We start from the raw sequence: 25,236 nt of genomic DNA on the forward strand, positions 1-25,236 counted from the left end.
TGAGATACCTGATGAACAGTGGCCCGCCCACCTGCTGCTCGAGTAGCTCGAGCTGACGGTTCAGTAAGCAACTCGCGACACCGAGATAGGTGGATACAGACTTCAGCATCGTGAACTGCATCGCAATCCAAAAGCGCCGCAATCGTTCCCAGCCATTGTGCGTTCCTTCCACCGCTGCGCGCACATCGCGGGGAAGACGTCCGGGGCGACGCCGGGGCGAAAGCGCCCTGCGCCAGCGGTTCTCGCAGCAATGCTGGAGAGATGGTCACCGGCGCAGCCACTTTAGACTGGCGACGTGTTTCGGCTGATCTTGTTGGTGCCGTTGGCCTGCTGGCTGCTCGCGGCGCGAGCGCCCCGCACCCGGTGGCGCGTGGGTGCGATGTTGGCGGTGCTGACCGTGGCCGAGCTGGGTGTGGCGTTCGGGGGCTGGCGAGTGCGCCACTATCAGCACAGTCTCGAGGTGCTGATGATCGCCGCCGGTGTCGTGGTGCTGCTGGCGGGGCTGATCTGGGACTGGGCCGATACCGACGGTGGTGGGGTGCGGCAGTGGATCGCCCGGGTGCTCGGCGGGCTGTATGGCGTACTGGCCCTGTTCGTGCTGCTGTTCTTCGTGGTGAACGACCTCGGCACCTTCGCGACCGCCCCAGCCTACGGAGGCAAGGCCGTCGCGATCCCCGATGCCGCACTGCTGCTACCCCTGCCCGCCGGCCTGACAGTCGTCGACGAGACGACCAGCTGCAGGGACTCCAACGCGGGGGGCTTCTGCGATCGCACCTTCGCCATCGCCGCCGCTGACGGCACGCCCGATGATCGGGTGGCCGGCCGCTTGCTCGCTCATCTGGGTGATTCCGGCGGCTGGACATTCGGTTCTGCGGGCGAGGAAAGGCTCGCCGACCTGAGCGGTACCCGGTGGCGCGCCTGCCGCACCGCGGGCTGGTGGCTGGATCGCCAGAGCGAGCACGTCTCGGTCTTCGCCTTCACCCCCGGCATACCGCACAACCGATTCGCCCCGGCACAGGCGGCCGTCACCGTTGAATTCGGGTTCTCCCACCAGGTCTGCGAATAGGGGTTCCGGTAGTAACGGCGCAGAGAACAACGAAGTTCGTGTAGCTGCTGGCCAGGCGGTGTCGTGCGTTTCGTGGTGCGGGGCAAGGTGATTGATGCTCGGCTGCTGGCGAGGGTTGATCAACACCCGTGTCGCCACGAACCCCAGCACGCCGACCGACAACATCCACGGCGCCTTCGCCATCCCCGGCTGCACCTTCTCCTTCAGCACCGTCACATCCCGGGCTCCGACACTGCGCCAGGTACACATTCCAGCATGCGTGATTGCGGCGATCCTTCCACTGCCGTTCCAACGGCCCTGCGATGACCACATGGGTCGCGCAACCGATGCTGGCATCCGTTGCCTGGCACCAGCTTTCTGCCACACCGAATAGAGGCCGTTGGCCTGCCTGCTGCGACCTCGCGGACCGGCTGGGCGTGGGGGTGAGTTGTCCCGACCCCGTCGCCTCGAATCACCGGGTCGAAACCGGGCGAAACCGGGGGTAACGAACTGTGGATCCGTTGCCGAAGTGCCGCCGCCGGTGAGTTACTGGGGATGCAGTGGTTGCCCCAGCAAGAGCGGCATCCGTTGCAAGGTAACCCTTTTCATTCTATTTCGGCTTGGAGTCGGACCATGGCACCTGTTCTCATCTTCCTGCCATCCCCTTCCGGCCCTGCGACGGTTTTCAGCCCTTCACCTTTGTCTGATGGCGGGTGTGGCCGGGCAGCCGGAGGGCAACTGCCTGCCGACGGCCCAATCACGTTGCGGTCGCGGGCAGGGGCAGTAGAGGTGCCGATAAGGATGGCGTCACCCGGGGCATACAGCGAGAGAAGATCTGGGTAACACGGCCATTCCGCCGCGAGTTGCGAATCCAGCCCGCCCGGTGAGACCGGGCGCCGGGCCAGAGATTCGGAGGTGCGCCATGACAGCAACCCCACGCGAACCACGCCGTGACACGTTCGTTCGCCGACCGGGAAAGCGGCATACGACCCCACCCGCCGTCACCAGCGGTTCCGAGGATGATGTGCCAGTGGTGCGTTGGCCGGAGCCGAGTCGGCTCGAATCGTGGTGGCACGCCGACATGCACCCCGCCGCCGAGCCACCAACACCCACATGACCCGAACTGACTCGATCGGCACACAACGGTAGTCCCCGCGTTGGCGGTGGCGCACGAGATCGAGATCCCGTGCGCTCTATGGCACGCAGGCCCGGATGAAGGCCAAGTCGGTCGCGGTCGGGGTGGGACTCCGGCAATGCTGGTGACTTATGCCACAGTAATGCGTGTGAGCTATCAATACTCCAGCCTGACCGGGGCGATCGACGACAACGCCAGCCCGTTGCGTCAGTACCTCGACCAGCGGTACCCGAATCTCGAACCCGTGCAGGCCGACTACCGAGCCCGCGCCGGCACACTGCTCGTCGGCGGCACCGGCGCCAGCCCGGGAACCTTGGGCGCGGCCTTCGACTACCTACTCCGATTCACCTGCAACGCCGAGTATCTACCCGAGACCGCGGTGTTCGCCGAACCGATCTTCGATCGCCCCGACCACATCGCCGTCGTCTGGGAGCTGGCCACACTGGCAGGTCACGCGTTTATGCGGCCGCTGTCGGAGAACACCTTGGAGATCGTTTCACGGGCGAGCTGGGCGTTAGCGCTGTGCACGGAGCTGTACCGCAACCCGTTGGTCCTCCCCAATTCGCCACTGGCCGAACCAATTCGCAGCGACCGGTTCACCACCGAGGCTTTGCTCGCGCTGGCTCCCGACGACGCTCTCACCGAGATGCGGTCGCTGTATCTACTCGCTCTCACCGAACTGGCCGAATTCCTGCCCGACCCATCGGCGGCGGTGGCCCCGGGACCGACGTTCGCCGCCTCGCAACTCTGCTCGGCGGATGCCGACCTCATCGTGGACGGCGTCCTGATCAAGGTCAAGACCCACCTGGGCACAGCCAACCGTAAGACAGGGCAACGATCGGACTCGCTGTCGCTGACCGACATCTACCAGATCATCGGCTACACGCTGTTCGACACCACCGACACCTTCTCAGTCCATACCGCGGCCCTCTACTCCGCCCGCTACGGCGCATTGCACACATGGCCGCTGCAGCAGCTGCTCGACACCCTCGCCGACGCGCCGATCGACCTCGCGGCCGAACGCGCCCACGTATGGAAACTTCTCGGCGGCCAGCAGATTCCGGCGATCCCCGTGCTCCGATGAGCCACTGGCGCGCCAGTCTTTCCCAAGGTGTGCAGGTACCCCCGACCCGAGGCCGTCATCGTCCTCGCCGGCGACCAGGCCACCGCTCGGGAGGTTATCGACGCCGAATTCGTATCTCGGCTACCGATTCCGGGGTTCGTATACCGCGGGCCCGATCGCGACTTGAGCGAGCAGGCCCGGCAGGTCGATGCCCAGATGCCGGGTGACCTCACCCAGCGCGTTATCCAGTGCCACCCGCACGGACCCCGGCCGCGGGTGCAGCCGCACAACGGTGCCCGCCCAGCGGATTTCGACGCGGCAGACCTGCTCACCGCGGGCGGACCCGGTGACCGGGCGCGGTGCACCGATGACGACGTGGGCCTCACTACCGCAGCGGCTGACCCGGCCGCTGATGAACATCTGCACGCGAGCACTTCCCCTTCGAGCGACGATTTCTGCCGTGACGGTCCACATTGCTGCTCGGGCCAGGTGGATAGGGAGGAGCCCGCGGGCTGATCCACCCGGCCCGAGCACGATGCGCCGCTCGAGCTGGTGAAGCGGGGCATCGATTCCGGAGTCGTCCACGGTTGACCCCGGCCGGGGTGATCCGACGTGAGAATGCGGCGCGATAACCGTGCCTGGATTCCCGCCGCGCTCCACGATCGGCTCACCCGCACCGCACCGTATCGAGATCCTGGGCTGGAGCGGCCCGAATGCCGCGTTGATGGCACGAATCGAGAGTGTCCAGGCACGGGTGGTCACCGATATCTCGGAATTAGCTAAATGATCGAGATTGTCGTGCAGAATGCCGGTCAGAACCGGCCCGACCGGTCGGTGAACCTTAATGGGGTGAAATGACCGATCTGATGGGATCGACCGTGCACGAACTGCTCGCGCAGGTTCTCGCGCGCTACGGCAGCATCGACGTCTTCATCGCCCGCCTGCACGTTCTGCTGGACACACCCACCGTCGAGCCTCCCGTCGCGGTGGCGCCCGCTGCCGGTGGCCGGCACCGGCTCGCCGAGCCCACGCGCAGAAGGCCGATGACTACCGGAGCCCCACCTCGCCCAAGTGGTTGAAATCTGAGGGTCGGGCTACCGAGAGGCAGGCGCAGGCGGGGCAAACCGTATGCGTCGCTTGTGGCTTGGAGATCGGGGCGAAAGTAAGAATCGCGTCAGGTGGTACATGAAGCCGCTGAAATGCCTTGCGGCAAAACGCCGCTGCGCTTTCATTGCGTCGGGCGTGCAGCGGTTTCAGTAGGTTCCGGGCTGGCCGGCCGGGCAAATCGGGCGTCTTCGTCGCGCCTGGTCGCGCCTCTGCCGGGGAGGGCGTGGGTGGCGCTACGGTTCCGCCATGATGCTGCTGCAGCCGCCCACGATCGCGTCAGCGCAGGAGAAGGGGATGATCCTCGATGTGGCCGCTCTCGGCCGCCACGATCCCCTCGGTGCCGACATCCCGTACGTGCGCGCCACCGACGGCTGGATGTTCGAGCTGCCCGAAGAGTTGCGGGAGTGGGCGAGGTTCGTCATCGGAGGCAATCCGCACAACCCCCAGCCCGGATACCCCTCGGAGTTCCCGTGTCGGATCGAATTCGGGGTGCGCGACGGCCGCATGTACGCCGAGATGCTGTAGCTCGCATAGGGGCCGAAGACCGAGAGATACGTGGTGTGCAGGTGCGTGGCCGGTGCCGGTCCTGATCACCGTAGGCTCGCACTCCGTGACCTCGTCGCCGCCGGATCGTCCAGTACTCGTTTCTCGCTCGACGCTGACATCCGACGACAGAGCCGAAGCGGACCGATGGCTCGATCAGCCATCGGTCCGGAAGGGGCTCGGTATGCTGCCCGCGTCGAGCCCGATCGCCTGCGGCGAGTCGAGGATCAGCCGGGCCAGGTGCGGCTTCTTCAGCGGTGCAAACGAATCGGCCGAGGCGGGGCCGCGGGAGCGTCCAGGGAGCGACTCGCTCGAAGGCGGTAGCGAGCCGCAACACGATCACCTCGCCAAGGTGGCGGCCGACGACCTGTAACCCGACCGGCAGCCGAACCCGATGTCGCCCACTGTCGGCGCGATCCACACCGAAGCACAGAACGTCATTCTGTGCCGCATCCCGCGCTGACCGAACCGGCCGGCGCCGGGCGCCGGCGGTCGGAACTGTCGATGCCGCGCCAGCGTACCGGCACAAAACGTACCCTCGATGGCCGGAAAGTTGTTCCCCACCTCTGTCTTTCGAAGGTCCCGTGCCACGACCACAGGCGGTCACATCGGAGGGTGGGACCGAGCCACGCTGGCCGAACGTGGTGCGCGGAGTCGGCGTTCGCCTTCGTCGACCGGTTGATTGCCGATCGGATGATCTGGACTCCATCGAAGGTTGGTCCGGCAGGGACCGATCGGATCTATCGGCGGCCGGTCCGAGCTCGCAGAATCGCAACAATGCAGATCGATCCAACTACTGTGGCCGACTCGGTGCCGCGGGCCGACCGAAGCGCGTGGATCGGGCTCGGTGTCCTCGCAGCTGGGCTCTCGTTGATCGTCGTGGACGGCACCATCGTCGGCGTCGCGCTACCAGTGATCGTCACCGATCTCGGACTCGATCTGACCGATGCCCAGTGGGTCAACAGCGCCTATTCGGTCGTCTTCGCCGCACTGTTGCTGACTGCGGGCCGTCTCGGCGACCGGCTGGGCCGACGCCGGATGTTCGCGCTCGGCGTTCTCGTGTTCCTGGCGGGCAGCCTGATGGCCGCCGTCGCGTCGAGCGTTGCGGCGCTGATCCTTTCGCGTGTGGTGCAGGGTGTCGGCGGAGCATTCGTATTGCCCGCCACCTTGTCGAGCGTGAACGCCACCTTCCGTGGCAAGGATCGGGTCATCGCGTTCGCGGTGTGGGGCGCAGTCATCTCCGGCATGGCCGCCGTGGGACCGCTCCTCGGCGGCAGCCTGACCACCTACTTCAGCTGGCGATGGATTTTCATCGTCAATATCCCGATCGGGGCGGCGGTACTGATCGGTACATTGCTCGCGGTGCGCGAAACCAAGGCCGCGATCAGCGAACCCGGGCTCGACGTCGACGGACTTCTGCTCAGCGCGATCGGGTTCGGCGGGGTCGTCTTCGCACTCATCGAAGGTCAGAGCCTCGGCTGGTGGCGCCCGCACTCCGCGTTCAGCGTCCTCGGAATCGAGTGGCCGCGAAGCGCTCCGGTCTCGGCGGTTCCGGTCATCGGGCTGATCGGCGTGGTCGCGTTGGTGCTGTTCGTAGTCTGGGAACGACACCGGGCACGGGTGGGCCGGTCCGCGATCCTGGACGTGAGCCTGTTCTCCATCCCGACCTTCAGCTGGGGCAATCTGACCGCGCTGACCGTGGCGATCGGAGAGTTCGGCCTGCTGCTCGTGCTGCCGCTGTTCCTGGTGAACGGGCTCGGCTTGTCGACGCTGGGCGCCGGCCTGGTACTGGCCGCAATGGCCTTGGGCGCCTTCGGATCCGGAGCCGCCGCCCGGCACATCGCCACCCTGCTCGGCACCTCGAGAACGGTCATGTTGGGCCTGGTCCTCGAGGCAGTGGGCGTCGCCGTGGTCGCGCTGCTCCTTTCCTCGACGGTCTCGCCCTGGCTGCTCGCCGTGCTGCTGGCCGGGTACGGCGCGGGACTCGGTCTCGCCTCGGCGCAGCTGACCGGCACCGTGCTGGCCGACATCCCGCCGGAGCGGTCGGGCCAAGGTTCGGCGACGCAGAGTACGGTCCGGCAACTCGGCGCGGCACTCGGCTCCGCCATTCTCGGCGCGGTGCTGTCGATCGGATTGGCCCACAACCTGACCGACCGATTGGAATCGGTTCCCCAGTTGCCACCGCCAACGGCACAGCACCTGGTCACCGCAACCAGAGATTCGGCCGGAGGAGCGATCGCAGCACTGCGCGCACAAGGCGACGCCGGACAACTCGGACCCGCAGGACCACAGGTGACCACCGCGCTGTCCGAAGGATTCGGCGACGCAACCAGGACCGCATTGGGCGTGGCCGCCGCCTTCCTCGCGCTCGGCTTGGTGAGCGCGACCGTCCTGAATTCCCGCACCCGCCGAACTTCCACCATGGAGAGCCGATGAGAAAGTCGTTCTACGCTGCCGCCTGCTACACACTCCTGGGGCTAGTCCTAGGGTTCTTCTACCGCGAATTCACCAAGGCCCACGACTTTTCCGGAAGCTCACAACTCACCGCCACCCACACCCACGTCCTCGCACTCGGAACGCTGTTCTTCCTCATCGTCATCGTGCTGGACAAGCAATTCGCGCTGACCTCCGGCCGCTGGTTCAACGCCTTCTTCTGGACCTACAACGCCGGACTGGTCATGACTGTGGCCATGATGGTCGCGCACGGCATCCTCACGGTCCTGAACCACGATGTCAGTCCCGCCATCTCGGGCATAGCCGGACTCGGCCACATCCTGCTGTCCATCGGTTCAGCCATGTTCTTCCTGTGCCTGCGCGGCCCGATCACGACCGCGGCCCGTGAGTCCGACGCTACGAAGCAAAACGCGGAACACACGGTCGAGCGCTGAAGGGTTGCCGAGCCGCGGATCCCTCGCCTTCGCGAGGACAAATCGACGTCGATACCCTTCACCTTTCGAATACTCGAGCGCCCGCGCCGACAACCGACTCAGAACTTATTGGTGGGGGTGCAAAGTGTCGGTTTCGGGGTCGACTCGGAACACCGGATATTCAGCGGCGATCGTGTCGAACTCAGTCAGTGCGGCGTGGCGGTCGACTGGGATGTGCGGGCGAGCGCCGGGCACCGCGTCGAGGTAGCGTCGCAGGATCGCGGCGCGTTCGGGCACGGGCACCTCGACCAGACGGACACGGCGTCGACGCCCGTGATGTAGCACGACCTGTCCTCGTGCGGCTCGGACGTTGCGGACCCAATCACAATGCTCGCCGAGCATGGAGACCAGATACCACTGGTGGTGCCAGTCGGCCATGCCCAGCGGGAAGCTGCGCACCTTCCCGGACCGACGTCCGGCGACCTCCAATGTCACCCATCGCTGGGGCTGGAGGCCCACGGCAAACACCACCGACCACAGCCGGGCGAACCAGCGCGCGGTCGCATCGCCGCGCCCACCTGTATACATGGCCCGCAACCGTGCCGCAGAATACGGCCACATAGGTCGCCTCCTCGCGATTCCGGCTTCTGTCAACCAGCACTCTGCCGGGATCTGGCGATCGAGAGATAGAGGCCAAGGTCCCGCATCACTGGCGGCCCCGAAACTCGAGCACCCACGCCGACAACCGACTTAGGACTCACGGCCGGACCACACGGGAGCTGAACCGCAACTGGATGGCCGCGGTCTTCGAGTGGCGCAAACGTGTGTTGCTCGGCAACGACCACGAGGACCAGGAATGGCGGCTGGCCTACCTGCGCGAGGCTCGCATCCGGATGAACTGAGCGCTACTTCTCCGCGCCGCTGCGAGTGCGATTTCCCCGAGGCATGTCGGTGCGGGTGAGCACCATGAAAGGTGCACCGATCCTGGTGCATCGCAGGGGAATTCAATAAGGGGGCCTCCCATGGGCCGTGATACCCCCGTCACCACGCCTACGAGCTGTGGACCGATGACCGCTACGTCGAGCTGTCCGATACCTCGGCCCCTTCGACTTGTCGCAAATCGACAGGCCAAAGGGGCCGCGTGCAGCAGCCGATATATCTACGGTGCATTTCAGGCGGTATCGCGACCAGTTCGACAAAGTAAAACTCTGTCAATCGGTCGCGGGTTCGTCGGTGGCGGCCTCAGCTGGGCCGAGGGCTCGCGGGGGTGCGGTGAGGGCCTGCGCCGCGCCGAGAGTCGCGCCGATTCCCGCGCCGATGGCGGCGAGCGGTGCCGCCATGAGGGCCGCGCCGTACGCGGCGCCGATGGGCGCCGCGGCGAGACCGATCGGTGCGAACGGCAAGCCGATCGCCAGACCGAGTGCGCCGCCGACACCTGCGCCGATCAGTGCGAACGGGCTCGCTATCGCTGCGCCTGCGGCAGCACCGAGCGCCGCGGAGCCGACGGTCTGACTCGCAACACGATCGGAGCGAGTGCGTTCCATACCGACCGAGTCGAAGAACGTTGCGAGATCGGCCTCGGTGACCGCCGCGGCGTCGTTGAGTTGGATGGCGGGCTCCCGTGGCAGCCAATCCGGCACCTCGACCTGCACGTTGCCGAAGCGCAACATGCCCGGCGGCGGCGCGATCGGCGGCACCGGCGCGACCGGGACCGGGCCGTGCAGGAACTCGACCGGCGACAGATACTCGCTTTTCGGTACCGGCCGCGCCCACTGCAGCGAACTGCGCGTGTCGTCCGGGATTCGCGTTCCCTGGTACGGGCGCACATTCGGCACTTGCGCTGCGGGCCAGTTCGGGGACTGCTTCGTCTGCTCTGCCTGCACGGCGGGGGTCGCCTCGCCTGAATCCGGGTCGTCGGCCACGAAGGCAACGTGGCTGCCGTGCTCGGTCGGGCTCACCGGAACGTAGCGGCCGGGCTCGGCGTTCGCGGTACCGCTGCTACCCACCAGAGTGAGAACAACGGGAACCGCTCCCGCCACTACCATCGACCCCACCTTCTGTTGACGCGGACTGAGCTTTCTGTGCTTGCCTGTGCCCATGTATCACCTTCCACATTCCAGAGACCTTGTCGATTCGCATTCGGATCACAGGGGCGTCTCGGATGGTCGAGCGTGCCGTGAAAGGTTCGAACAAGGCCATCACCAGGACTTTCCGGGCTGTTCAGCACCCTGGATCGTGGGTGAACATGTCCACCATCAACCCCCGGGATCCAGCTCCGAACCCCATGGCGACATCGGCATCCCATGTCGGATCCGGGACTGCGATCACCGCGGCCTCGCGCACCGCGGGGTGTTCGACAAGGTGGTTCTCCAGGGTGCCGGTCTCACGAAAGACCTCGACGGTCAGGTTGGTTGCCAGGCTTCCCGGAGTCCACCACGGGTCGTTCGAGTGTTATCAGGTCAGGACCTTGGAAGAGGGTGACCATCGAACGCGCGACCGCGTCCGCGTCCGGATCCGAGTTCGTGTCATCATCGCCGTGATCGCGGGTGCGGGCATCGGGATAGTGGCCGCCCTGAGTCGGTCTGGGCTACCAGGCCTGAGGCTGAGGTAGCGCGGGCCCGATCGCGACGTGCGCGAGCAACCCTGGCAGGTTGATCCCCAGATGCCGGGTGACCTCACCCAGCGCGTTATCCAGTGCCACCCGCACGGACCCCGGCTGGGGGCGCAGCCGGACAACGGTGTCCTTCCAGCGGATTTCGACGCGGCAGACCTGGTCACCGCGGGCGGACCCGGTGGCACACAACACGAGCAGGTCGGCGAGTCGGTACATGCCTTCACCACCACCTGAGCCCGGCGGCCTTGCCGCGGGGCGCGCATCCATACCTGCTCATGACACGACCATTTCCACCGTGACGATCCGATTGCTGCTCAGGCCGGGTGGATCGAAGAGATCTGCGGGAGGATCCACCCGGCCGCCGAGCACGGATACACCGCTCGTAGTCAGCGAAGCGGGGCACCGATTCCGGAGTCGTCCACTATTGACCCCGGCCAGATGATCCGACGTGAGAATGCGGCGCGATAACCCGCCGGATTCCCGCCGCGCTCCACGATCGGCTCACCCGCACCGCACAGTATCGAGATCCTGGGCTGGAGCGGCCCGAATGCCGCGTTGATGGCACGAATCGAGAGTGTCCAGGCACGGAAGGTCACCGATATCCCCGAATTAGCTACACGATCGAGGTCGTCATGCAGGATGCGGGACAGAATCGGGCCCGCTCGCAGGTGGGTGTTCGCACTCGGAAGACGATCGATTCTCCGAACGCCCCCAGAACGGGAAACGTTGACTCGGAGACGGGGTTCAAAGACCGATCGGTCCAGCGAAGCTGGCTGCCGCACAACGGATCTTGATTGCGATCGTTTTAGAGACAATGAGAAGGCGTCGGGGGACTGACCGCGTTGGCACCCAAACGTTCGGAAGTCTGTTCGTCGAATGGGCTACCTGTGCCGGCGCGGTCGGTTCGGGCTGAGCGTCGGCGCTCGTCGGCTCATCGCTTCGAACACTGGCAAGGCTAGCGGGCCTGGGGCGTGCACCCCGGCCATGGCATCGGGCCAGCGATGAACTCCAGTGCCGATCCTGCGGGCACGCGCTGCATCCGGTCTCGCGACTGATACCGAAATACCTTGGCCGGCAAGGATTTACGTTCGACCGGCACCTAGCGAGACGAACCTGTGGGGTCAACCCGGTCGAGACCCTCGACGCAGCCACCCGCGCCGGTGGGCGAGGCAGGGCCGGGATAGGATCGAACCGCTCGTCCCGTTTCCACGTGCTCCACGCTCCACGATTGCAGTTCCTCAGAACGAATCGAATGGTGGTTCACCTCATGTGTATCGGGAAACTCGCCGTCGCCGCGGTCGCCGGGTGAGTCTCGGCGGTCTGGTGACAGGTCATCTCGCCGCGGGCGTGCGCGGTGCGGTCGATTTCGCGCGTCGCCGCCTCACCGGGGACTACCCGCTCGACGAGTTCGGCCTCGACGAGCACCTGCTGGAGTCGCTGATCCTGCCGGCCCTGCGGCCGCTGTCGCGGCTGTGGTTCCGAGTGCAGGTCGCCGGCATCGAGAATCTCCCCGAGTCCGGGGGCGCGCTGATCGTGGCCAACCACGCCGGCGTGCTGCCGCTGGACGGACTGATGCTGCAGGTGGCAGTGCACGATCACCATCCCGGGCATCGGGCGCTGCGCCTGCTGGCCGCCGACCTCGTCTTCGAGCTGCCGATCGTGAGCGCGCTGGCCCGCAGGGCCGGGCACACGCGGGCCTGCCCCACCGGCGCCGAGCGGTTGTTGCGCACCGGCGAGCTGGCGGGGGTGTTCCCCGAGGGCTTCAAGGGCGTCGGCAAGCCCTACCGCGCGCGGTACAAACTGCAGCGGTTCGGGCGCGGCGGCTTCGCCTCGGTGGCGCTGAAGACCGGTGTGCCGCTCATCCCGTGCTCGATCGTCGGCTCGGAGGAGATCTACCCGAAGCTGGCCGACCTCACCCCGCTGGCCCGGCTGCTCGGGCTGCCGTACTTCCCGGTGACGCCGCTGTTCCCGCACCTGGGCGTGCTGGGCGCGATCCCGCTGCCGTCGAAGTGGCACATCGAGTTCGGTGAGCCCATCCCCACCGCCACCTATGGGCCGCAGGCCGCCGACGATCCGATAACCATGTTCGAGGTCAGCGATCAGGTCCGCGAAACGATCCAGCACGCGCTGTACAAGCGGCTGACCCAGCGCCGCAATCCGTTCGCGGGCTAGCGATATCCGACCCGGGGTGTTCGTGCACCGCCGGGGGTATCGAACGAGGCCGCGACCGGCGATCGTTCGCTTCCGGACACCGGCCGGTCGGCGCACTTACTCGCAGCAGCAACCGATGCGAACGAGGCGTGGTCGCTGTCCAGCCCTGATGAGGCGACGTGCGTAGTCCCCTACCCACACTGCTGCGAACCACCCACAAAGAGAAGCAGGAGCTGGGCATTACACGCTGCAGGGCAACCAACCCCATTACCGCTATGCCGGGACGACGACAGACCAGGGCACCGACCGGACCGCTTGACACAAGACTCCTCACAGAGATGACAGGACGTGTTGCAGACCGCCGCTACGCCTTCACAACTCGAGCCGGAGAGTCGAGTAGTCGGCTACGGATGTGAGGTCGGTGGGTGGAAACGACGATGTTGACATGGCCTTTTGGCCTGACCACAGAGTGTGGATACCTCTGATGGCAGTGGCAGGAAGGGAACTTAGGGAAGGGAGCGATCAGTGCCGACGGTAAGTTTTCCGCTCAACGGTGGCGGCGAGGTCCTGGTGCGTGTGCAGCCGGAGGAACAGTTGGGCACAGTGGTGACTCGGGGCGGGTCAACCTTGACCGACGAGGTTGTGGAGAAGGCTGAACGATCCTTCGATTCGGCACTGAGTGCGATTCACGTGGTGGCGGAACGGGTCGTCGAACAGCTGCGGGGGCTGGCCGCGCCACCGGCGGAGGCTCGAGTGCAGTTCAGTTTGGAGTTCGACGCGAAAGCCGGTGCGATCGTGGCGTCGGCAGGTGCCACCGCACAGTTGCAGGTGGATTTGACGTGGCATCCGTCCGGCGGTGCCCGCGATCCCGGCGTCCCGGAAGACATGAGGCGTTGAAGGCTGGAGCAAGATCTGCGGTCAGTAGGGAGGGGTGGCAGCGATGGTGAGCACGATTCGGCTGGAGATCGAAGCGGGTTTGGGTGACGGGGAGTTCACAACTCGTGTGGTGGATTCGCCGGTCGGTGTCGCGTTTTCGGCGTCCATGCATCTGGATGCGGCCCCGCTTTTGGGCCAGCGGAACGATCTGGAGATGGCGGTCCTGGCCTCAGCAGTGACCGGGCGCGGAATCTCTGACCTCAACGAGGAGAAGCTGCGGGCTGTCGGCGCGGCTCTGTTCGATGCACTGCTCACTGACAAGGTGCTGGATGCGTTCCGCGCGAGCATTGTGGCCGCGCAGGGCAAAGGAGAGCCCTTACGCGTCGAGCTGCGTATGAGTGCTCCCGGACTGGCTGCCCTGCCCTGGGAAGCATTGTGGGACAAAGACACCCAGGGGTATGTATGCCTGACCGAGTCGATGGTGCGGCACGTCTCGGCCCCGTACATTGTCGAACCGCAGGCGGTCACTTCCCCGTTACGTGTGCTGGGTTTGGTGGCCTCCCCGCGGGGGATGCCGCCGCTGAATGTCTCTGCTGAACAAGAAGGCCTGGAGAATGCGTTGAACGCGTTGACCTCCGGCGGCTGGCTGGAGCTGGAGTGGCTGACGCAGGCGAGTTGGGATGCGGTCCACGAAAAGCTGCTCTCCGATCAATGGCATGTGGTGCATTTCATCGGTCACGGCGACTTCGACGTCGCCAGTAATCAGGGAAGTATCGCCTTGATCGGTGCCGGCGGCCGGGCGGACATGGTCGCGGCCAATAAGTTGGCGATTCTGCTGCGCCAGGCCGAGCCGATGCCTCGGCTGGTGGTGCTCAACTCCTGCGCATCCGGTGAGCAAAGCGCCACGGATTTGTTCTCCGGCACCGCCGCCGTCCTGGTCCATCACGGAATCAACGCGGTGGCCGCCATGCAGTTCACCATCAGCGATCCAGCAGCGATCTCCTTCGCGAGAGGGTTCTACACGGCGATCGCGCACGGTCACAACGTCGATGACGCCGTCCGCAGCGGCCGCATCGCGATTCTCGGCGGCGCATCCCGCACCCTGGAATGGGTCACTCCGGTGCTGTATCTGCGAAGTGGCAATACCCAGCTTTTCACCCTGACACCCAAACCGTTGCAGCCCAGTGAAACGAACCCCACCAGAGTCCATGATCTAGCCCGCCTTATTGCGGCGCTCTGGCGGAGACATGCTCGGATTATCGGTATGGGCATCGTCCTCGTACTCGCCACGATTGTGGTTGCGTTTTGCGTCGCAAAACTAGTAGGCGACCATGACTCGGCTCTGGCGTTACCACCGGGGGCTCATTCCTGCCCACAGAAATACGATGAGAAAAATGGCTACGCTCATAGCGCCTACGCTGGTAGCCACACTTCTTGCGAGTTTGCGGAGGAGGTGCGTATAGCCTATGCGGAGGGCCGCCGTTTTCAAGAACGCACAATTGATGTCTACTCACCGATAACAGGCCAAAATTACCAGATGTCGCGCATTCCCGAGGGCGAGTTCGTCAGGTGTACGAACACGAGCAATGCTGTGGTTTACATTTATTGAGACAAACTTGTGCGTCTGGCTGACCTCGATGCGCCGACCGGCGCCACGCCGCGGAAGGTCGTGCGCTACGAGCACACCGAGCCTGGCAGCCTGATCCACGTCGATATCAAGAAGCACGGGCGCATCCCGACCGGCGGCGGCTGGTGGGCCCACGGCCGCGGCAGCCCGAATGCCCTGGCCTCCAAACGCGTCGGCGCGGGCACCGGCCGCGTCGGCTACACCTATCTACACACCGCTCTTGACGATCACTCTCGCTTGGCCCACACCGAGGCCCTGGCTCGGCGATGCCGGCCGAGGCAACCGATCGGTCGGTCTTAACGGGCCTTTGGACCCTCCTGCGGGGCCAGCCCGGGCCGACATGATTCGAAGCATGATCGTCGACACCTCGAGCGCTACCGCGCACACACCATCGGCCACCACGACCGAACCCGCGCCGCCGACCGCGGCCACCGCGCGCCGGTGGTTCGAAATCGCCTTCGATTCCACCTATCTCGTCACCATCTGGACCCTGGTGATCGCCATGACGCGACAGCGCGGGCGAGTCCGCCAATCCGACCGCCGCACCGCGGGTTTGCTCCGCCGCGCGTTCCTCATGCTCGCGATCGGCGATACCGCGCATGTCGGATTCCGGGTCCTGGCGCTGACCCGCGGCGACGACCGAGCGACCGTCACCTGGCTGGGCAGGCGGACCAGCCTGCTCGGAATCGGCGAGATGGCCTCCTCGATCACCATGACCTTCTTCTACGTGCTGACCTTGGACGCCTGGCGGGTCCGGTTCGGCAAGGCCTGGACCCGATTCACCAAGCTGCTGCTCGGGGCCGGCGCAGTGCGCGTCGTCGCTTTGGCGGCTCCGCAGAACGAATGGGATCAGCCGACACCGCCGCAGAAGTGGTCGGTCTACCGCAATGTTCCGCTACTGGTCCTGGGCTTGGGGCAGGCGTTCCTGATCAAACGCGATGCCCGCCGCACCGGGGACCGCACCCTCGCCCGCGTGGGTGACGCGATGCTGGCGTCGTTCACGTTCTATACGCCGGTGATCCTGTTCGCCCGCCGCGTGCCCGCCCTCGGCGCGTTGATGATCCCGAAGACGATCGCCTACGTGGCGATGGCGATCCAGGTCTATCGCGGCTTCTACCGGCCTGCGCGGGTAGGCCACGACAAGCAGCATGGGGACTGAGCGATTGCGTGCGGCGCTGCGCGGCGGGGATTACAGATTCTGATCGCAAGGAGCTTCCGGCGGATGTCGAAGGGAGTGTCTCCGATGGGGTCGATGCGGGCGTGGCGGGTGACGAAACCGGGGCCGATCGATGACCGGCCGCTGACCATGAAGCAAGTCCGAGTGCCTGAACCCGGTCCGGGCGAGCTGTTGGTGCGGGTACTCGCATGCGGGGTGTGCCGGACGGATCTGCACGTCACGGAAGGCGACCTGCCGGTACATCGCTCCGACGTGGTGCCCGGTCACGAAGTGGTCGGGTTGGTGACCGCGCTGGGCCCCGACACCGGAACCGAGTTCGTCCCCGGTGATCGGGTGGGAATCGCATGGTTGCGCCACACCTGCGGAGAATGCCGATTCTGCCTCCGCGGAGCCGAGAATCTCTGTCCATGTTCGCAATACACCGGATGGGACGCCGACGGCAGATACGCCGAGCGTCGACAGGTGAACCCAGCGGCGACCACCTCTCACCGTGTGGCCGAGAATCTACGAGGGCGGCACGGTTCCCGGCGGCGCGGGGTGTCCGGCGGGCCCCGGCTGAGCGGGTTCAGCCGTGCCGAAGGCGGCGACCGCGCCGAAACCCTCGGCGAGACAGTCGGTCAGCGTCTCCGGATCGGGTACCGCGGCGGTGTCGGAGTTGATTCCGATGCAACAGGTTCCGACGTGCGAGATCAGAGTGATGTTGAAGGCGGTGCCGGTGGTGGGGCCGAAGGGGTAGATCCGTTCGATCTTCGCGCCGGCGATGTAGAGCGCGACCGGGGATCCCGGGACGTCGGAGGCGATGAAGTCGACGTGTTTGAACATGCTGGTGAGCAGGCCGACCGGCAACCGGTTGAAGGTCGCCGCGACGGCATTCGACAGCGGGATCGCCGGTTCGTGCCGCCATCGCTCGACCGTGGCATCGAGTGCGCGCATGAGATCGACCGTGTCGCCGACTGCGACGGGGACGGCGAAGCGAGTGAGCGTGATGCGGTTGCCCCCGACTGGATCGCCGGTGCGCCGCAGGCTGATCGGCATCGCTACCCGCAGCTGTTCGACTTTCTTCCCGTGTCGGCTGTGGTAGATGCGCAAGCCGATCAGAACCGAGGCCAGGAAGGCGTCGTTGACCGTGCAGCCGGCCAGGCGCGCACCACGGTGCAACGTCTCGAGCGGCACCTCGAGCACCGTCAGCCGTCGCCCGAGGCTCCGCTCGGTCATCAGCGGCGACAGTGTCCTGGTGATCGGGCGGGCCAGCCGGAACAGGGATTCGGCCATCACGGCGCCGTCGCGGACCGCACCGACGGGGTTGGTGACGGCGTGCCAGGCGATGGGCGGAATCGCTGCCATCCCGGCGCGTACCAGGTCCGCCCCCGCCGACCAGTTCCACGTGACGATGTCGCCGAGCACGCCGTCTCCCGGCCGCGCCGGGTCGGGGACCGGTTCGTGCGTGGTGCCCGCACGGGTGACATCCAGGATCTCACCCGCTATCTGCATGCCCCCTACGCCGTCGGTGAGGCTGTGGTGCACCTTGAGCACGAGTGCGCTCCGCCCCCCGTCCAGACCGCCGAGCACGGTGAACCGCCACAGCGGCCGGGCCGGATCGAATGCGGACATGACCTCGGTGCGCGCGAACTCGATCACCGACGACAGGTCCGCGGGGGCCGGCAGGGCGAGATGACGAACATGCCAGCACAGGTCGAAATCGGGATCGGGGAGCCACCGCGGCGGCGTGAGCCCCCACGGTACGGCGACCAACCGGTGCCGGAATCTCGGCACCGCCCGCGTCCCCCGATCGAGCATGCGCAGCAACCGATCCCAGTCCGGTTCGGTGTCCAGGATCAGCACCGTCACGATCGTCGAACGCAGACTCGGATCCTGCTCCATGCTCCATGCGAAGAGGTCCGACTGTGTCATGTGAGTGTCATGTGCGGCCATTGTCCCTACCATCCCGGAACGCGCGAACCCTGTACCCGCCGGGCGATTTCACTGTCTTCACTGTGACCGGGAAGAACCCATGATCGGCAGAGGCGAAGGTCACCCGGTACGAGCCTTCGGGCACCGCGCCCTCGGCTCCGCGAGAGGACCGAGCGACGATCGGATGGGGACCATCGGCCCTACACCACGCCGCGTCCACGCGCCCATGCTGATGCACGGTGCCGATGCCCTCGGCAGCCGTTCCACTGTTTTCACGTCAGGAGCAACTCATGGCCACACCCACTCAGCAGCAGTCCACGCAGACCCCGCAGGCGGAGCGGCTCTCCAACGAAGTTCTCGAATCGGCCAAGGCCGGGCAGCAGGCCGCCAGCGCGGCCGTGCACACGTTCATCAGCACCGTCGACCAGGCGATTCGCGAGCGGCGAGAGGCGATTCGCGAAGACTCGGCGCTGCACGCGCTGCGCACGACACTCGTCGACGCCGGGCTGGAATTGTCCGACAAGCTCATCACGGCCCAGTACGAGTTCCTGCGCAGCATCGTGCGCGACGCGAGCGCAGCACACGACAAGGCCGGCGCGGACAAGCAGTGAACGACGCCGTCCCCACCGACCGATGACCGACCGAACCGGTCACCCTCATCGGCCACTCGTTCGGTGGCGCCGTCGCCATCATGACCGCCCACGACTCGCTGGACCTGGTGGGCCGGCACTGCCGGCTGATCGCCGATCCAACCCGCTTCGGCGAAGTGATCAGTGAGGCACTGACTTTCACGCCGGCCACCGGCGCGGCCTGACCAATCCGCGACGCTGTTCGGGCCGCAGCGGGTCGAAGGCGGATGCACGCCGCCACCGGCCCGTGGTGACCAAATACCCTGCGGCACAAGAACAACAGCCGTATCCACCGCTCGCGGACTGCCGGGACACTGATGGCATGAGCGTCAACGATGATGATGTACGCGGCGGTCCGGCGCCTGATCCGGGGACGGTTTCGGCGGCGATCGAGCTGGCGGCGCGGGCGCCGTCGGTGCACAACACCCAGCCCTGGCGTTGGCGATTCGACGGCTACCGCCTGGATCTGTTCGCCGACGCCGAACGCCTGCTCTCCGCCGCGGATCCGCTCGGCCGGCAACTGGTGATCAGCTGCGGTGCGATGCTGCACCAGGTCCGAGCGGCCTTCGCGGACCGTGGTTGGCGCACCGACACGACGCGGGTGCCCCAAGAGAAGCGCCCGGATCACCTCGCGTCCATCGGATTCCGGCCGTGGGCGGATCCCCCGGTCGATATCCGCGCGCAGGCGCACGCCATCGCGCACCGCCGGACCGACCGGCTGGCCCTGCTGGACCCCAGCGGCTGGGACGACCTGGTTCCGGTACTGGGCGAGTTGGCGGCCACGCAGGACGTCCGGCTCGACGTGCTCGCCGAATCCGCCCGGCCTCAGCTCGCCGCCCTGTCCCGCGAGTACGCCACCCTGCGCGGTCACGACATGTTCTATGACCTCGAGCTGCATTCGTGGGCAGGGGATTCCGATATTCACGACGGTGTTCCGCGTACGGCCCTGGCCTCGGACACCGAGTTCGCGCTGGTCGGGGTCGGCCGCAGCTTTCCGCCGGGGCCGCGCTCCACTCGCCGGAGTCACCTCTCCGATCATGCCCGGCTCGTGGTTCTCAGCGCGGTGCGGGACTCGGTGGCACAGTGGCTGCGCATCGGCGAGGCACTCTCGGCGGTGCTGCTCGAGTGCACCGCCGCCGGCCTCGCCACCTGTCCCCTGACCAACATCACCGAATTGCCCGCCGGGCGCGAACTTCTCGCGAGCCTGATCGGCTGTCCCGGCATTCCGCACGCGGTGATCCGAATCGGCTCCGCCCCGCCCGATGAGATTCCCGCCCCGCTCACCCCCCGCCGCCCGGTCGCGGACATCCTCACCTTCGGGTGAGGTCGCCCGGCCGGGCCGGGTAGTGCTGCCGGATGAAAGCCGGTCAGCAGTGGCTCGACGGCACCACGATCATCGGGCATTCCACAGTGTGCAACAGCGCGTCGCTGGTCGAGCCGAGCAGCATCCCAGCGAAGCCGCCGCGGCCGACGACCAGCACAGTGGGCGTTCCCACCGGGCGACCTCAACCGGCGAGACGCGCATCGACTCCAGCAGTTCCGCCCGCGCTCGCGGGGTCAGCGGATCCAGAGCGCCCTGGGCGCGCAGGAGCATCCACACCGGCATCATCGACTTGTTCCCGCCCCGCCGGGACCTTCTCCTCTGGAGTCACGCCCGGCCCGTGCGCAGGCTGGTGACACCACTATCGAAGGAGGCGTGCGATGGAATACCGGGTCAACGTGTGCGAGACACCACCCCAGGCGGTCCTGCGCATACCGTTGGAGGTCCGCCCGGACCTGTTGAGCGAGGGCATTGTCAGCGGCATGGGCAGGCTCAGCGAGGTCGCCGAGAAGGCGGGGCTCACCGCGAACGGCGCGCCGATGATCACCTTTCACCGGGAGCTGCCCGCCGAGGACGCCATCGTCATCGACTTCGGGCTGCCGATCGAGGCGGCCCCGGCACTGGGACCGAGCTCCGGCGCCGAGCTGGTCATCCAGTCCCCGACGCTGGTGGCCCGCACCAGCCACCGGGGCGGCTACGGCGACATCGATGCCGCCTATCGCGCGCTGCGGGAGTGGTTGCAGCGGGCCGGTTATCGCCCTGTCGGGCCGCCGACCGAGGCCTACCTCATCGGGCCGGACGAAGTGAGCGACCCCAGGCTGCTCATCACCGAGATCCGGATCCCGGTGTCCCCGGCCCCGGCGATCGCGGTCCATCTACCCACCGCCTTCCCGGATGCCGTCGAACGAACTCGAACAGTGTTGCGGGAGAGGGGTTTCGGTGTCGTCACCGAGTTCGATGTGCAGGCGGCGCTGCGGGAGCGGACCGGTCAGCACATCGAGGAGTACCTGATCCTCGGCATCTGCAATCCGCAGCTCGCGGGCATCGCGTTGGCGACCGATCGAGAAGCCGGGCTGCTGATGCCATGCAACGTGGTCGTCCGCGCGGACGACACCGGTGTCCTGGTCGAGGCCGTCGATCCCACCCTGCTCGTCCAGGTCCTGGCCCGGCCCGAGTTGGCCACCACGGCCGAGGAGATCCGCCGGATGCTCGCCGGGGCGCTGGCGAGCCTGGCCCGTCCGGCCGCCGCGGCGGGCTGACGGCGATGCCGGGGACCATGGTCCCGGCCCACGCGGGTACGAGTCCTCTCACCGAATTTCTACGGTGCGAGCAGGCTCGACACATGGAAACCAAAACCACCCGCATCGCCGTCGTCTACTCCACCGCCCAAGGGTCCACGCGCGAGATCGCCGACTTCATCGGCGCCTCGCTCACCGCCCGCGGTGCGACCGTCGAGGTCGCCGACGCCGAACACGCCCCCGATCCGACCCGCTTCGACGCCGTCATCCTCGGCAGCGCCGTCCACGACCGGGCCCTGCTGCCCGAGCTGGACAACTACGTCCGCTCCCACCGCCACGAACTGCGCGCGCGTCCGGTGTGGCTGTTCAGCGTCGGCCTCGGTCCCGCCCTCGTCGGTCCGATCGGCCGCCTGATAGGCCGCATGGTCCCGAAGAATATCGCCGCCATGCGGGACGCGGTCACCCCGCGCGACTACCGTGCGTTCGCCGGTCACTACGAACGCGCGGGCGTCTCGCTGTCGGCGCGCACCCTCTACCGCCTCATCGGCGGTCCGCGCTACGGCGACCTGCGCGACTGGACCGCCATCACGGCCTGGACCGACACCATCGCCCAGGAGCTGAAACTGCCCAGCGCGCAGGCCATCCCGACCCACCCCTGACCTGAGTCCGCGAGAAGGACCACGCCGATGAGCCATCACACCGACCCGTTCGGTCCCGCGATCCACACCGGCAACATCTGGCTGCGCACCGTCGCCGACCGACTGGGCACCGACGACCGGATGACCGCGCACCAAGCCTTGCGCGCCTGGCTGCACACGGTGCGCGACCGCCTCGACATCGGCACCGCCGCACATCTGGGCGCGCAACTGCCCACCCTGCTGCGCGGTGTCTACTACGAGGGCTGGACGCCGGGACGCGTTCCGGTGCCGCACGATCCGCACTCGTTCCTGCACCAATTCGCCCGCTCGGCGGACGTGTCGGTGGAGGAGGCGACACGGTCGGCCGCCGCGGTCACCGACGCGCTGACGCAACTGTTCTCCCCCGGCCGGCTCGACCACGTCCTGGCCCAGTTTCCCGCCCCGCTGCGACGCGTGCTACTCGGTGCCGATTTCAGCGACATCCTCACCGCAGCAGGAATTTTCGAGACCCCTGAGGACCGGCTGTGACCATTCGCCACGCTCCCCTGTTCGTCATCGCACTGCCCTTCGTCGTCACCGGACTCGAACTCGCCGGCGCGACGCCGACGGTGCTGCTGTGCGCCCTGCTCGTCCTTTCCGTCTCGATCCTGTTGTTGCTGCTGATGCCGGGGTCCGACAACACCTGGAGTCGTCATGGGTGACTATGTCGCCACCTTCGAGGAACTACGACTGACCGACGCCGACCGCGCCGGCGGCAAGGGCGCCAATCTCGGCGAACTGGTCGCCGCGAAGCTGCCCGTCCCACCGGGCTTCGTCATCCTGGCCGCCGCCTACGAGGAAGTGATCCAGGAGGGCGCGCACGGCCCCGAACTCGACGAGCTGCACACCCGCGGCCTCGCCGCGGCGGCGAGCGCCACACCCGCCGACGGGCAGCGGCTCGACGAGATGTGCCGCCGCATGCGCGAACTCGTCCACGACACCCCGATCCCACCGTCGGTCCGCGAGGCCATTCTGTCGGCGTACCACCGGCTCGGTGACGGCGTCTTGGTGGCCGTGCGATCCTCGGCGGTCGGCGAGGACAGCGCGAACGCGTCGTTCGCGGGAATGAACGTGTCGCGCACCAATATTCGCGGGGACGACGCGTTGATCACCGCGCTCGCCGACTGCTGGGCGTCGTTGTTCACGCCGCGGGTGCTGACCTATCGGGCGCGGCGCGGCATGCACGACCGGCCCGAGATGGCCGTGGTGGTGCAGCGCATGGTCACCGCCCGCTCGGCGGGGGTCGCATTCACCGCCGACCCGGCCACCGGTGCGCTCGACCGCATCGTCATCGACGCCGCGCGCGGCCAGGGCGAGGTGGTGGTGTCCGGAGCCGTCACCCCCGACACCTATGTGCTCGACGCCGCGGGGCCGACGCTGCTCACCACCCAGATCGGCCGCCAGAGTTTCGTCATCGTGGCCGGCCCCCAGGGCGATCGGCGGATCCAGCTCTCCGAATCCGAAGCCCAGGCGCCCGCGCTCACCGACGAGCAGGCCGTCGCTGTGGCCCGTCTCGCGCTCGCGGTGCAGGCCCATCACGACGGCCGTCCGCAGGACGTCGAATGGGCCTTCGACGACGAACACCTCTGGCTGGTGCAGGCCCGGCCGATCACCGTGCTTCCCGGCGATGCCGACGCGAAACCCACCATGGCGCACACGGTCGAGGGCCGGGTCCTGGTGCGTGGCCTTGCCGCCGCGCCCGGCCGCGCGACCGGACCGGTTCGGGTACTGCGTTCGCCCGCAGAAGGATCGGCCCTGGGGGCCGGTGAGATCCTGGTCGCGCTGATGACCAATCCCGACTGGCTGCCCACGCTGACCCGGGCCGCGGCGGTCGTCACCGACAGCGGCGGCATGACCTGCCACGCCGCCATCGTGGCCCGCGAACTCGGCATCCCGTGCATCGTCGGCGCACGCACCGCGACCGCTCAGCTGACCACCGGCGAGCCGGTCACCGTCGACGGCTCCACGGGCGAGGTGTACGCGGGAATCCCGCTGCCGGCCTCGATCACGGCCGTCCCGCGCCCGGTTCCCGCGGCCGCCGAACCTGAGGCCACCGCCACCCGCGTCTACGTGAACCTCGGGCTGCCCGAAACCGCCGAACGCGTCGCCGCCACCGATGCCGACGGGGTCGGCCTGCTGCGCGCGGAGGTCCTGCTGACCCAGGCGCTCGGCGGGCGGCACCCGCGCGACCTCATCGCCCGCGGCGAGGACGAGAAGTTCATCCAGAGCGTGACCGACTCGATCCACCGGATCAGCTCCGCGTTCGCACCCAGACCGGTCATCTATCGCGCGAGTGATATGCGCAGCAACGAATTCCGCGCGCTCGAGGGCGGCAGCCGCTACGAGCCCGACGAGCACAACCCGATGATCGGCTTCCGGGGCTGCTATCGCTACGTTCGCCAACCCGAGATGTTCCGGCTGGAACTGGCCGCCCTCGCGCGCGTGCGCGAGCGGACCCCGAACGTGCACTTGATGATTCCGTTCGTGCGCACTCGCTGGGAGCTGGAAGAATGCCTCGAGCTCGTCGACGCCAGTCCGCTGGGCCGCCAGCGCGGCCTGCATCGCTGGGTCATGGCCGAGGTGCCCTCGGTGGTGTACCGCCTGCCGGAGTACGTGGGCCTGGGAATCGACGGAATCTCCATCGGCAGTAACGATCTGACCCAGCTGATGCTCGGGGTGGATCGTGATTCCGAGGAGTGCGCCGAACTGTTCGACGAGTCCGACGAGGCCGTGCTCGACGCCATCCAACAGATCGTCACCAGCGCGCGGCTGCTCGGTATCACGTCTTCACTGTGCGGTCAGGCGCCCTCCACCAATCCGGACTTCGTGGAGCATCTGGTGCGCGCGGGCATCACCTCGGTCTCGGTCTCCCCGGACGCCATCGGGCGCACCCGGCGCGCGGTCGCCGCGGCCGAGCGGCGCGTGTTGCTGGACCACGCAACGTCCGTGCGGGCCGCGAGGTGATCGCACACTCTGGTGGAGCCCCGCAGCATGCCGGTGAAGCCACCGCGGCCGTGGCTGCCGCGTGTGCTCGGCTTCGTCGAGTTCGGACCGAACAGCCCTGTCCTTCACCAGGATGCGCCGCTCCAACTCGAGCCCGGCGACATCCTCTGCACTGAGTGCCGCAGTCGGCGGCGGACTGACAGGCGCGCAGATCGTCGGCGGCGGTGCGCACCACCGATATCCGGGATGCCCCGTCGGTGTCGCGGACGACCGCCTCGGGCAGGCGCGGGTCGCCGAAGGGCCGCGCCTGCG

Annotated in this window: 25 protein-coding genes and 3 pseudogenes; 21 read left to right on the top strand and 7 right to left on the bottom strand. The window is 67.1% G+C overall.

What is annotated here, in order from left to right; genetic code table 11:
- The first annotated feature begins 295 nt into the window (after positions 1-295).
- Positions 296-1,066 (top strand): hypothetical protein, encoded by a 771-nt coding sequence (locus tag ACYVKL_RS05655; RefSeq protein ID WP_379174017.1) that lies wholly within the window; start codon positions 296-298, stop codon positions 1,064-1,066.
- A gap of 1,262 nt (positions 1,067-2,328) precedes the next feature.
- Positions 2,329-3,264, top strand: coding sequence for a hypothetical protein (locus ACYVKL_RS05660; protein WP_379174018.1), 936 nt, complete (start codon positions 2,329-2,331; stop codon positions 3,262-3,264).
- Between the two features lie 120 nt (positions 3,265-3,384).
- Here ACYVKL_RS05660 and ACYVKL_RS05665 read toward each other — a convergent pair whose 3' ends face one another.
- Complete coding sequence (locus ACYVKL_RS05665) at positions 3,385-3,669, bottom strand: hypothetical protein (protein WP_379174019.1); 285 nt, start codon at positions 3,667-3,669, stop codon at positions 3,385-3,387.
- A gap of 428 nt (positions 3,670-4,097) precedes the next feature.
- Between ACYVKL_RS05665 and ACYVKL_RS05670 the strand changes: the two genes are divergently transcribed.
- The 5 genes from ACYVKL_RS05670 (at position 4,098) to ACYVKL_RS05690 (ending at position 7,781) form a co-directional block, all read left to right on the top strand.
- On the top strand, positions 4,098-4,322 hold the full coding sequence (locus ACYVKL_RS05670; RefSeq protein WP_379174020.1) for a hypothetical protein: 225 nt from the start codon (positions 4,098-4,100) through the stop codon (positions 4,320-4,322).
- A gap of 274 nt (positions 4,323-4,596) precedes the next feature.
- Complete coding sequence (locus ACYVKL_RS05675; RefSeq protein ID WP_379174021.1) at positions 4,597-4,875, top strand: hypothetical protein; 279 nt, start codon at positions 4,597-4,599, stop codon at positions 4,873-4,875.
- A gap of 52 nt (positions 4,876-4,927) precedes the next feature.
- Positions 4,928-5,266, top strand: coding sequence for a hypothetical protein (locus ACYVKL_RS05680; protein ID WP_460771261.1), 339 nt, complete (start codon positions 4,928-4,930; stop codon positions 5,264-5,266).
- 404 nt (positions 5,267-5,670) lie between these two features.
- Positions 5,671-7,329, top strand: coding sequence for an MFS transporter (locus ACYVKL_RS05685; RefSeq protein WP_379174023.1), 1,659 nt, complete (start codon positions 5,671-5,673; stop codon positions 7,327-7,329).
- Positions 7,326-7,781 carry a DUF2871 domain-containing protein gene (locus ACYVKL_RS05690; protein WP_379174024.1) on the top strand — a complete coding sequence of 152 codons (456 nt, stop codon included), beginning with the start codon at positions 7,326-7,328 and terminating at the stop codon, positions 7,779-7,781. The genes ACYVKL_RS05685 and ACYVKL_RS05690 overlap by 4 nt, the downstream gene beginning before the upstream one ends.
- A 105-nt stretch (positions 7,782-7,886) precedes the next feature.
- Here the strand turns inward: ACYVKL_RS05690 and ACYVKL_RS05695 are convergent, their stop codons facing one another.
- The 4 genes from ACYVKL_RS05695 to ACYVKL_RS05710 form a co-directional block, all read right to left on the bottom strand.
- On the bottom strand, positions 7,887-8,381 hold the full coding sequence (locus ACYVKL_RS05695) for a nitroreductase/quinone reductase family protein (RefSeq protein WP_460771265.1): 495 nt from the start codon (positions 8,379-8,381) through the stop codon (positions 7,887-7,889).
- Between the two features lie 590 nt (positions 8,382-8,971).
- On the bottom strand, positions 8,972-9,805 hold the full coding sequence (locus ACYVKL_RS05700; protein ID WP_379174026.1) for a hypothetical protein: 834 nt from the start codon (positions 9,803-9,805) through the stop codon (positions 8,972-8,974).
- Between the two features lie 175 nt (positions 9,806-9,980).
- Positions 9,981-10,178 carry an AMP-binding enzyme gene (locus ACYVKL_RS05705; RefSeq protein WP_379174054.1) on the bottom strand — a complete coding sequence of 66 codons (198 nt, stop codon included), beginning with the start codon at positions 10,176-10,178 and terminating at the stop codon, positions 9,981-9,983.
- Positions 10,179-10,347: 169 nt separating this feature from the next.
- Positions 10,348-10,590, bottom strand: a complete 243-nt coding sequence (locus ACYVKL_RS05710; protein WP_379174027.1) for a hypothetical protein — start codon at positions 10,588-10,590, stop codon at positions 10,348-10,350.
- A 969-nt stretch (positions 10,591-11,559) separates the two neighbouring features.
- Between ACYVKL_RS05710 and ACYVKL_RS05715 the strand changes: the two genes are divergently transcribed.
- The 6 genes and pseudogenes from ACYVKL_RS05715 to ACYVKL_RS05740 form a co-directional block, all read left to right on the top strand.
- Positions 11,560-12,546: a lysophospholipid acyltransferase family protein gene (locus ACYVKL_RS05715; RefSeq protein ID WP_417629438.1), complete on the top strand. Its 987-nt coding sequence runs from the start codon at positions 11,560-11,562 to the stop codon at positions 12,544-12,546.
- Between the two features lie 504 nt (positions 12,547-13,050).
- Positions 13,051-13,422 carry a CU044_2847 family protein gene (locus ACYVKL_RS05720; RefSeq protein ID WP_379174028.1) on the top strand — a complete coding sequence of 124 codons (372 nt, stop codon included), beginning with the start codon at positions 13,051-13,053 and terminating at the stop codon, positions 13,420-13,422.
- A 43-nt stretch (positions 13,423-13,465) separates the two neighbouring features.
- Positions 13,466-15,010, top strand: coding sequence for a CHAT domain-containing protein (locus ACYVKL_RS05725; protein ID WP_379174029.1), 1,545 nt, complete (start codon positions 13,466-13,468; stop codon positions 15,008-15,010).
- Between the two features lie 96 nt (positions 15,011-15,106).
- Positions 15,107-15,286, top strand: a pseudogene (locus ACYVKL_RS05730) (IS481 family transposase); the annotation flags it as partial.
- Between the two features lie 94 nt (positions 15,287-15,380).
- Positions 15,381-16,187, top strand: coding sequence for a hypothetical protein (locus ACYVKL_RS05735; protein WP_379174030.1), 807 nt, complete (start codon positions 15,381-15,383; stop codon positions 16,185-16,187).
- 93 nt (positions 16,188-16,280) lie between these two features.
- Positions 16,281-16,682 (top strand): annotated as a pseudogene (locus ACYVKL_RS05740) (alcohol dehydrogenase catalytic domain-containing protein); the annotation flags it as partial.
- 27 nt (positions 16,683-16,709) lie between these two features.
- On the opposite strand, the gene ACYVKL_RS05745 reads toward ACYVKL_RS05740, so the two are convergent.
- Entirely contained in the window at positions 16,710-18,116 is a 1,407-nt protein-coding gene (locus ACYVKL_RS05745) for a wax ester/triacylglycerol synthase domain-containing protein (RefSeq protein WP_379174031.1), read from the bottom strand.
- A gap of 290 nt (positions 18,117-18,406) precedes the next feature.
- Here ACYVKL_RS05745 and ACYVKL_RS05750 point away from each other — a divergent pair, with 290 nt between their 5' ends.
- From ACYVKL_RS05750 to ACYVKL_RS05760, 3 genes are all read left to right on the top strand, one after another.
- Positions 18,407-18,727, top strand: coding sequence for a hypothetical protein (locus tag ACYVKL_RS05750; RefSeq protein ID WP_379174032.1), 321 nt, complete (start codon positions 18,407-18,409; stop codon positions 18,725-18,727).
- Between the two features lie 80 nt (positions 18,728-18,807).
- The gene (locus ACYVKL_RS05755) at positions 18,808-18,930 is read left to right on the top strand and encodes a hypothetical protein (protein ID WP_379174033.1); all 123 of its coding nucleotides are present in this window, start codon (positions 18,808-18,810) and stop codon (positions 18,928-18,930) included.
- Positions 18,931-19,067: 137 nt separating this feature from the next.
- Positions 19,068-20,069 carry an Acg family FMN-binding oxidoreductase gene (locus ACYVKL_RS05760; RefSeq protein WP_379174034.1) on the top strand — a complete coding sequence of 334 codons (1,002 nt, stop codon included), beginning with the start codon at positions 19,068-19,070 and terminating at the stop codon, positions 20,067-20,069.
- A 43-nt stretch (positions 20,070-20,112) separates the two neighbouring features.
- Here the strand turns inward: ACYVKL_RS05760 and ACYVKL_RS05765 are convergent.
- Positions 20,113-20,214 (bottom strand): annotated as a pseudogene (locus ACYVKL_RS05765) (universal stress protein); the annotation flags it as partial.
- A 232-nt stretch (positions 20,215-20,446) separates the two neighbouring features.
- Here ACYVKL_RS05765 and ACYVKL_RS05770 point away from each other — a divergent pair.
- From ACYVKL_RS05770 to ppsA, 5 genes are all read left to right on the top strand, one after another.
- A complete protein-coding gene (locus tag ACYVKL_RS05770; protein ID WP_379174035.1) occupies positions 20,447-21,325 on the top strand; it encodes a DUF302 domain-containing protein in 879 nt (292 codons plus the stop codon).
- Positions 21,326-21,408: 83 nt separating this feature from the next.
- A complete protein-coding gene (locus ACYVKL_RS05775; protein WP_379174036.1) occupies positions 21,409-21,963 on the top strand; it encodes a flavodoxin domain-containing protein in 555 nt (184 codons plus the stop codon).
- Between the two features lie 27 nt (positions 21,964-21,990).
- Positions 21,991-22,470, top strand: coding sequence for a DUF2267 domain-containing protein (locus ACYVKL_RS05780; RefSeq protein ID WP_379174037.1), 480 nt, complete (start codon positions 21,991-21,993; stop codon positions 22,468-22,470).
- Positions 22,467-22,643 (top strand): hypothetical protein, encoded by a 177-nt coding sequence (locus tag ACYVKL_RS05785; protein ID WP_379174039.1) that lies wholly within the window; start codon positions 22,467-22,469, stop codon positions 22,641-22,643. Before ACYVKL_RS05780 ends, ACYVKL_RS05785 begins: the two co-directional genes overlap by 4 nt.
- Complete coding sequence (gene ppsA, locus ACYVKL_RS05790) at positions 22,636-24,945, top strand: phosphoenolpyruvate synthase (protein WP_379174040.1); 2,310 nt, start codon at positions 22,636-22,638, stop codon at positions 24,943-24,945. Before ACYVKL_RS05785 ends, ppsA begins: the two co-directional genes overlap by 8 nt.
- The last annotated feature ends 291 nt before the right edge of the window (positions 24,946-25,236 follow it).

The sequence above is a fragment of the Nocardia tengchongensis genome, from assembly GCF_054781395.1.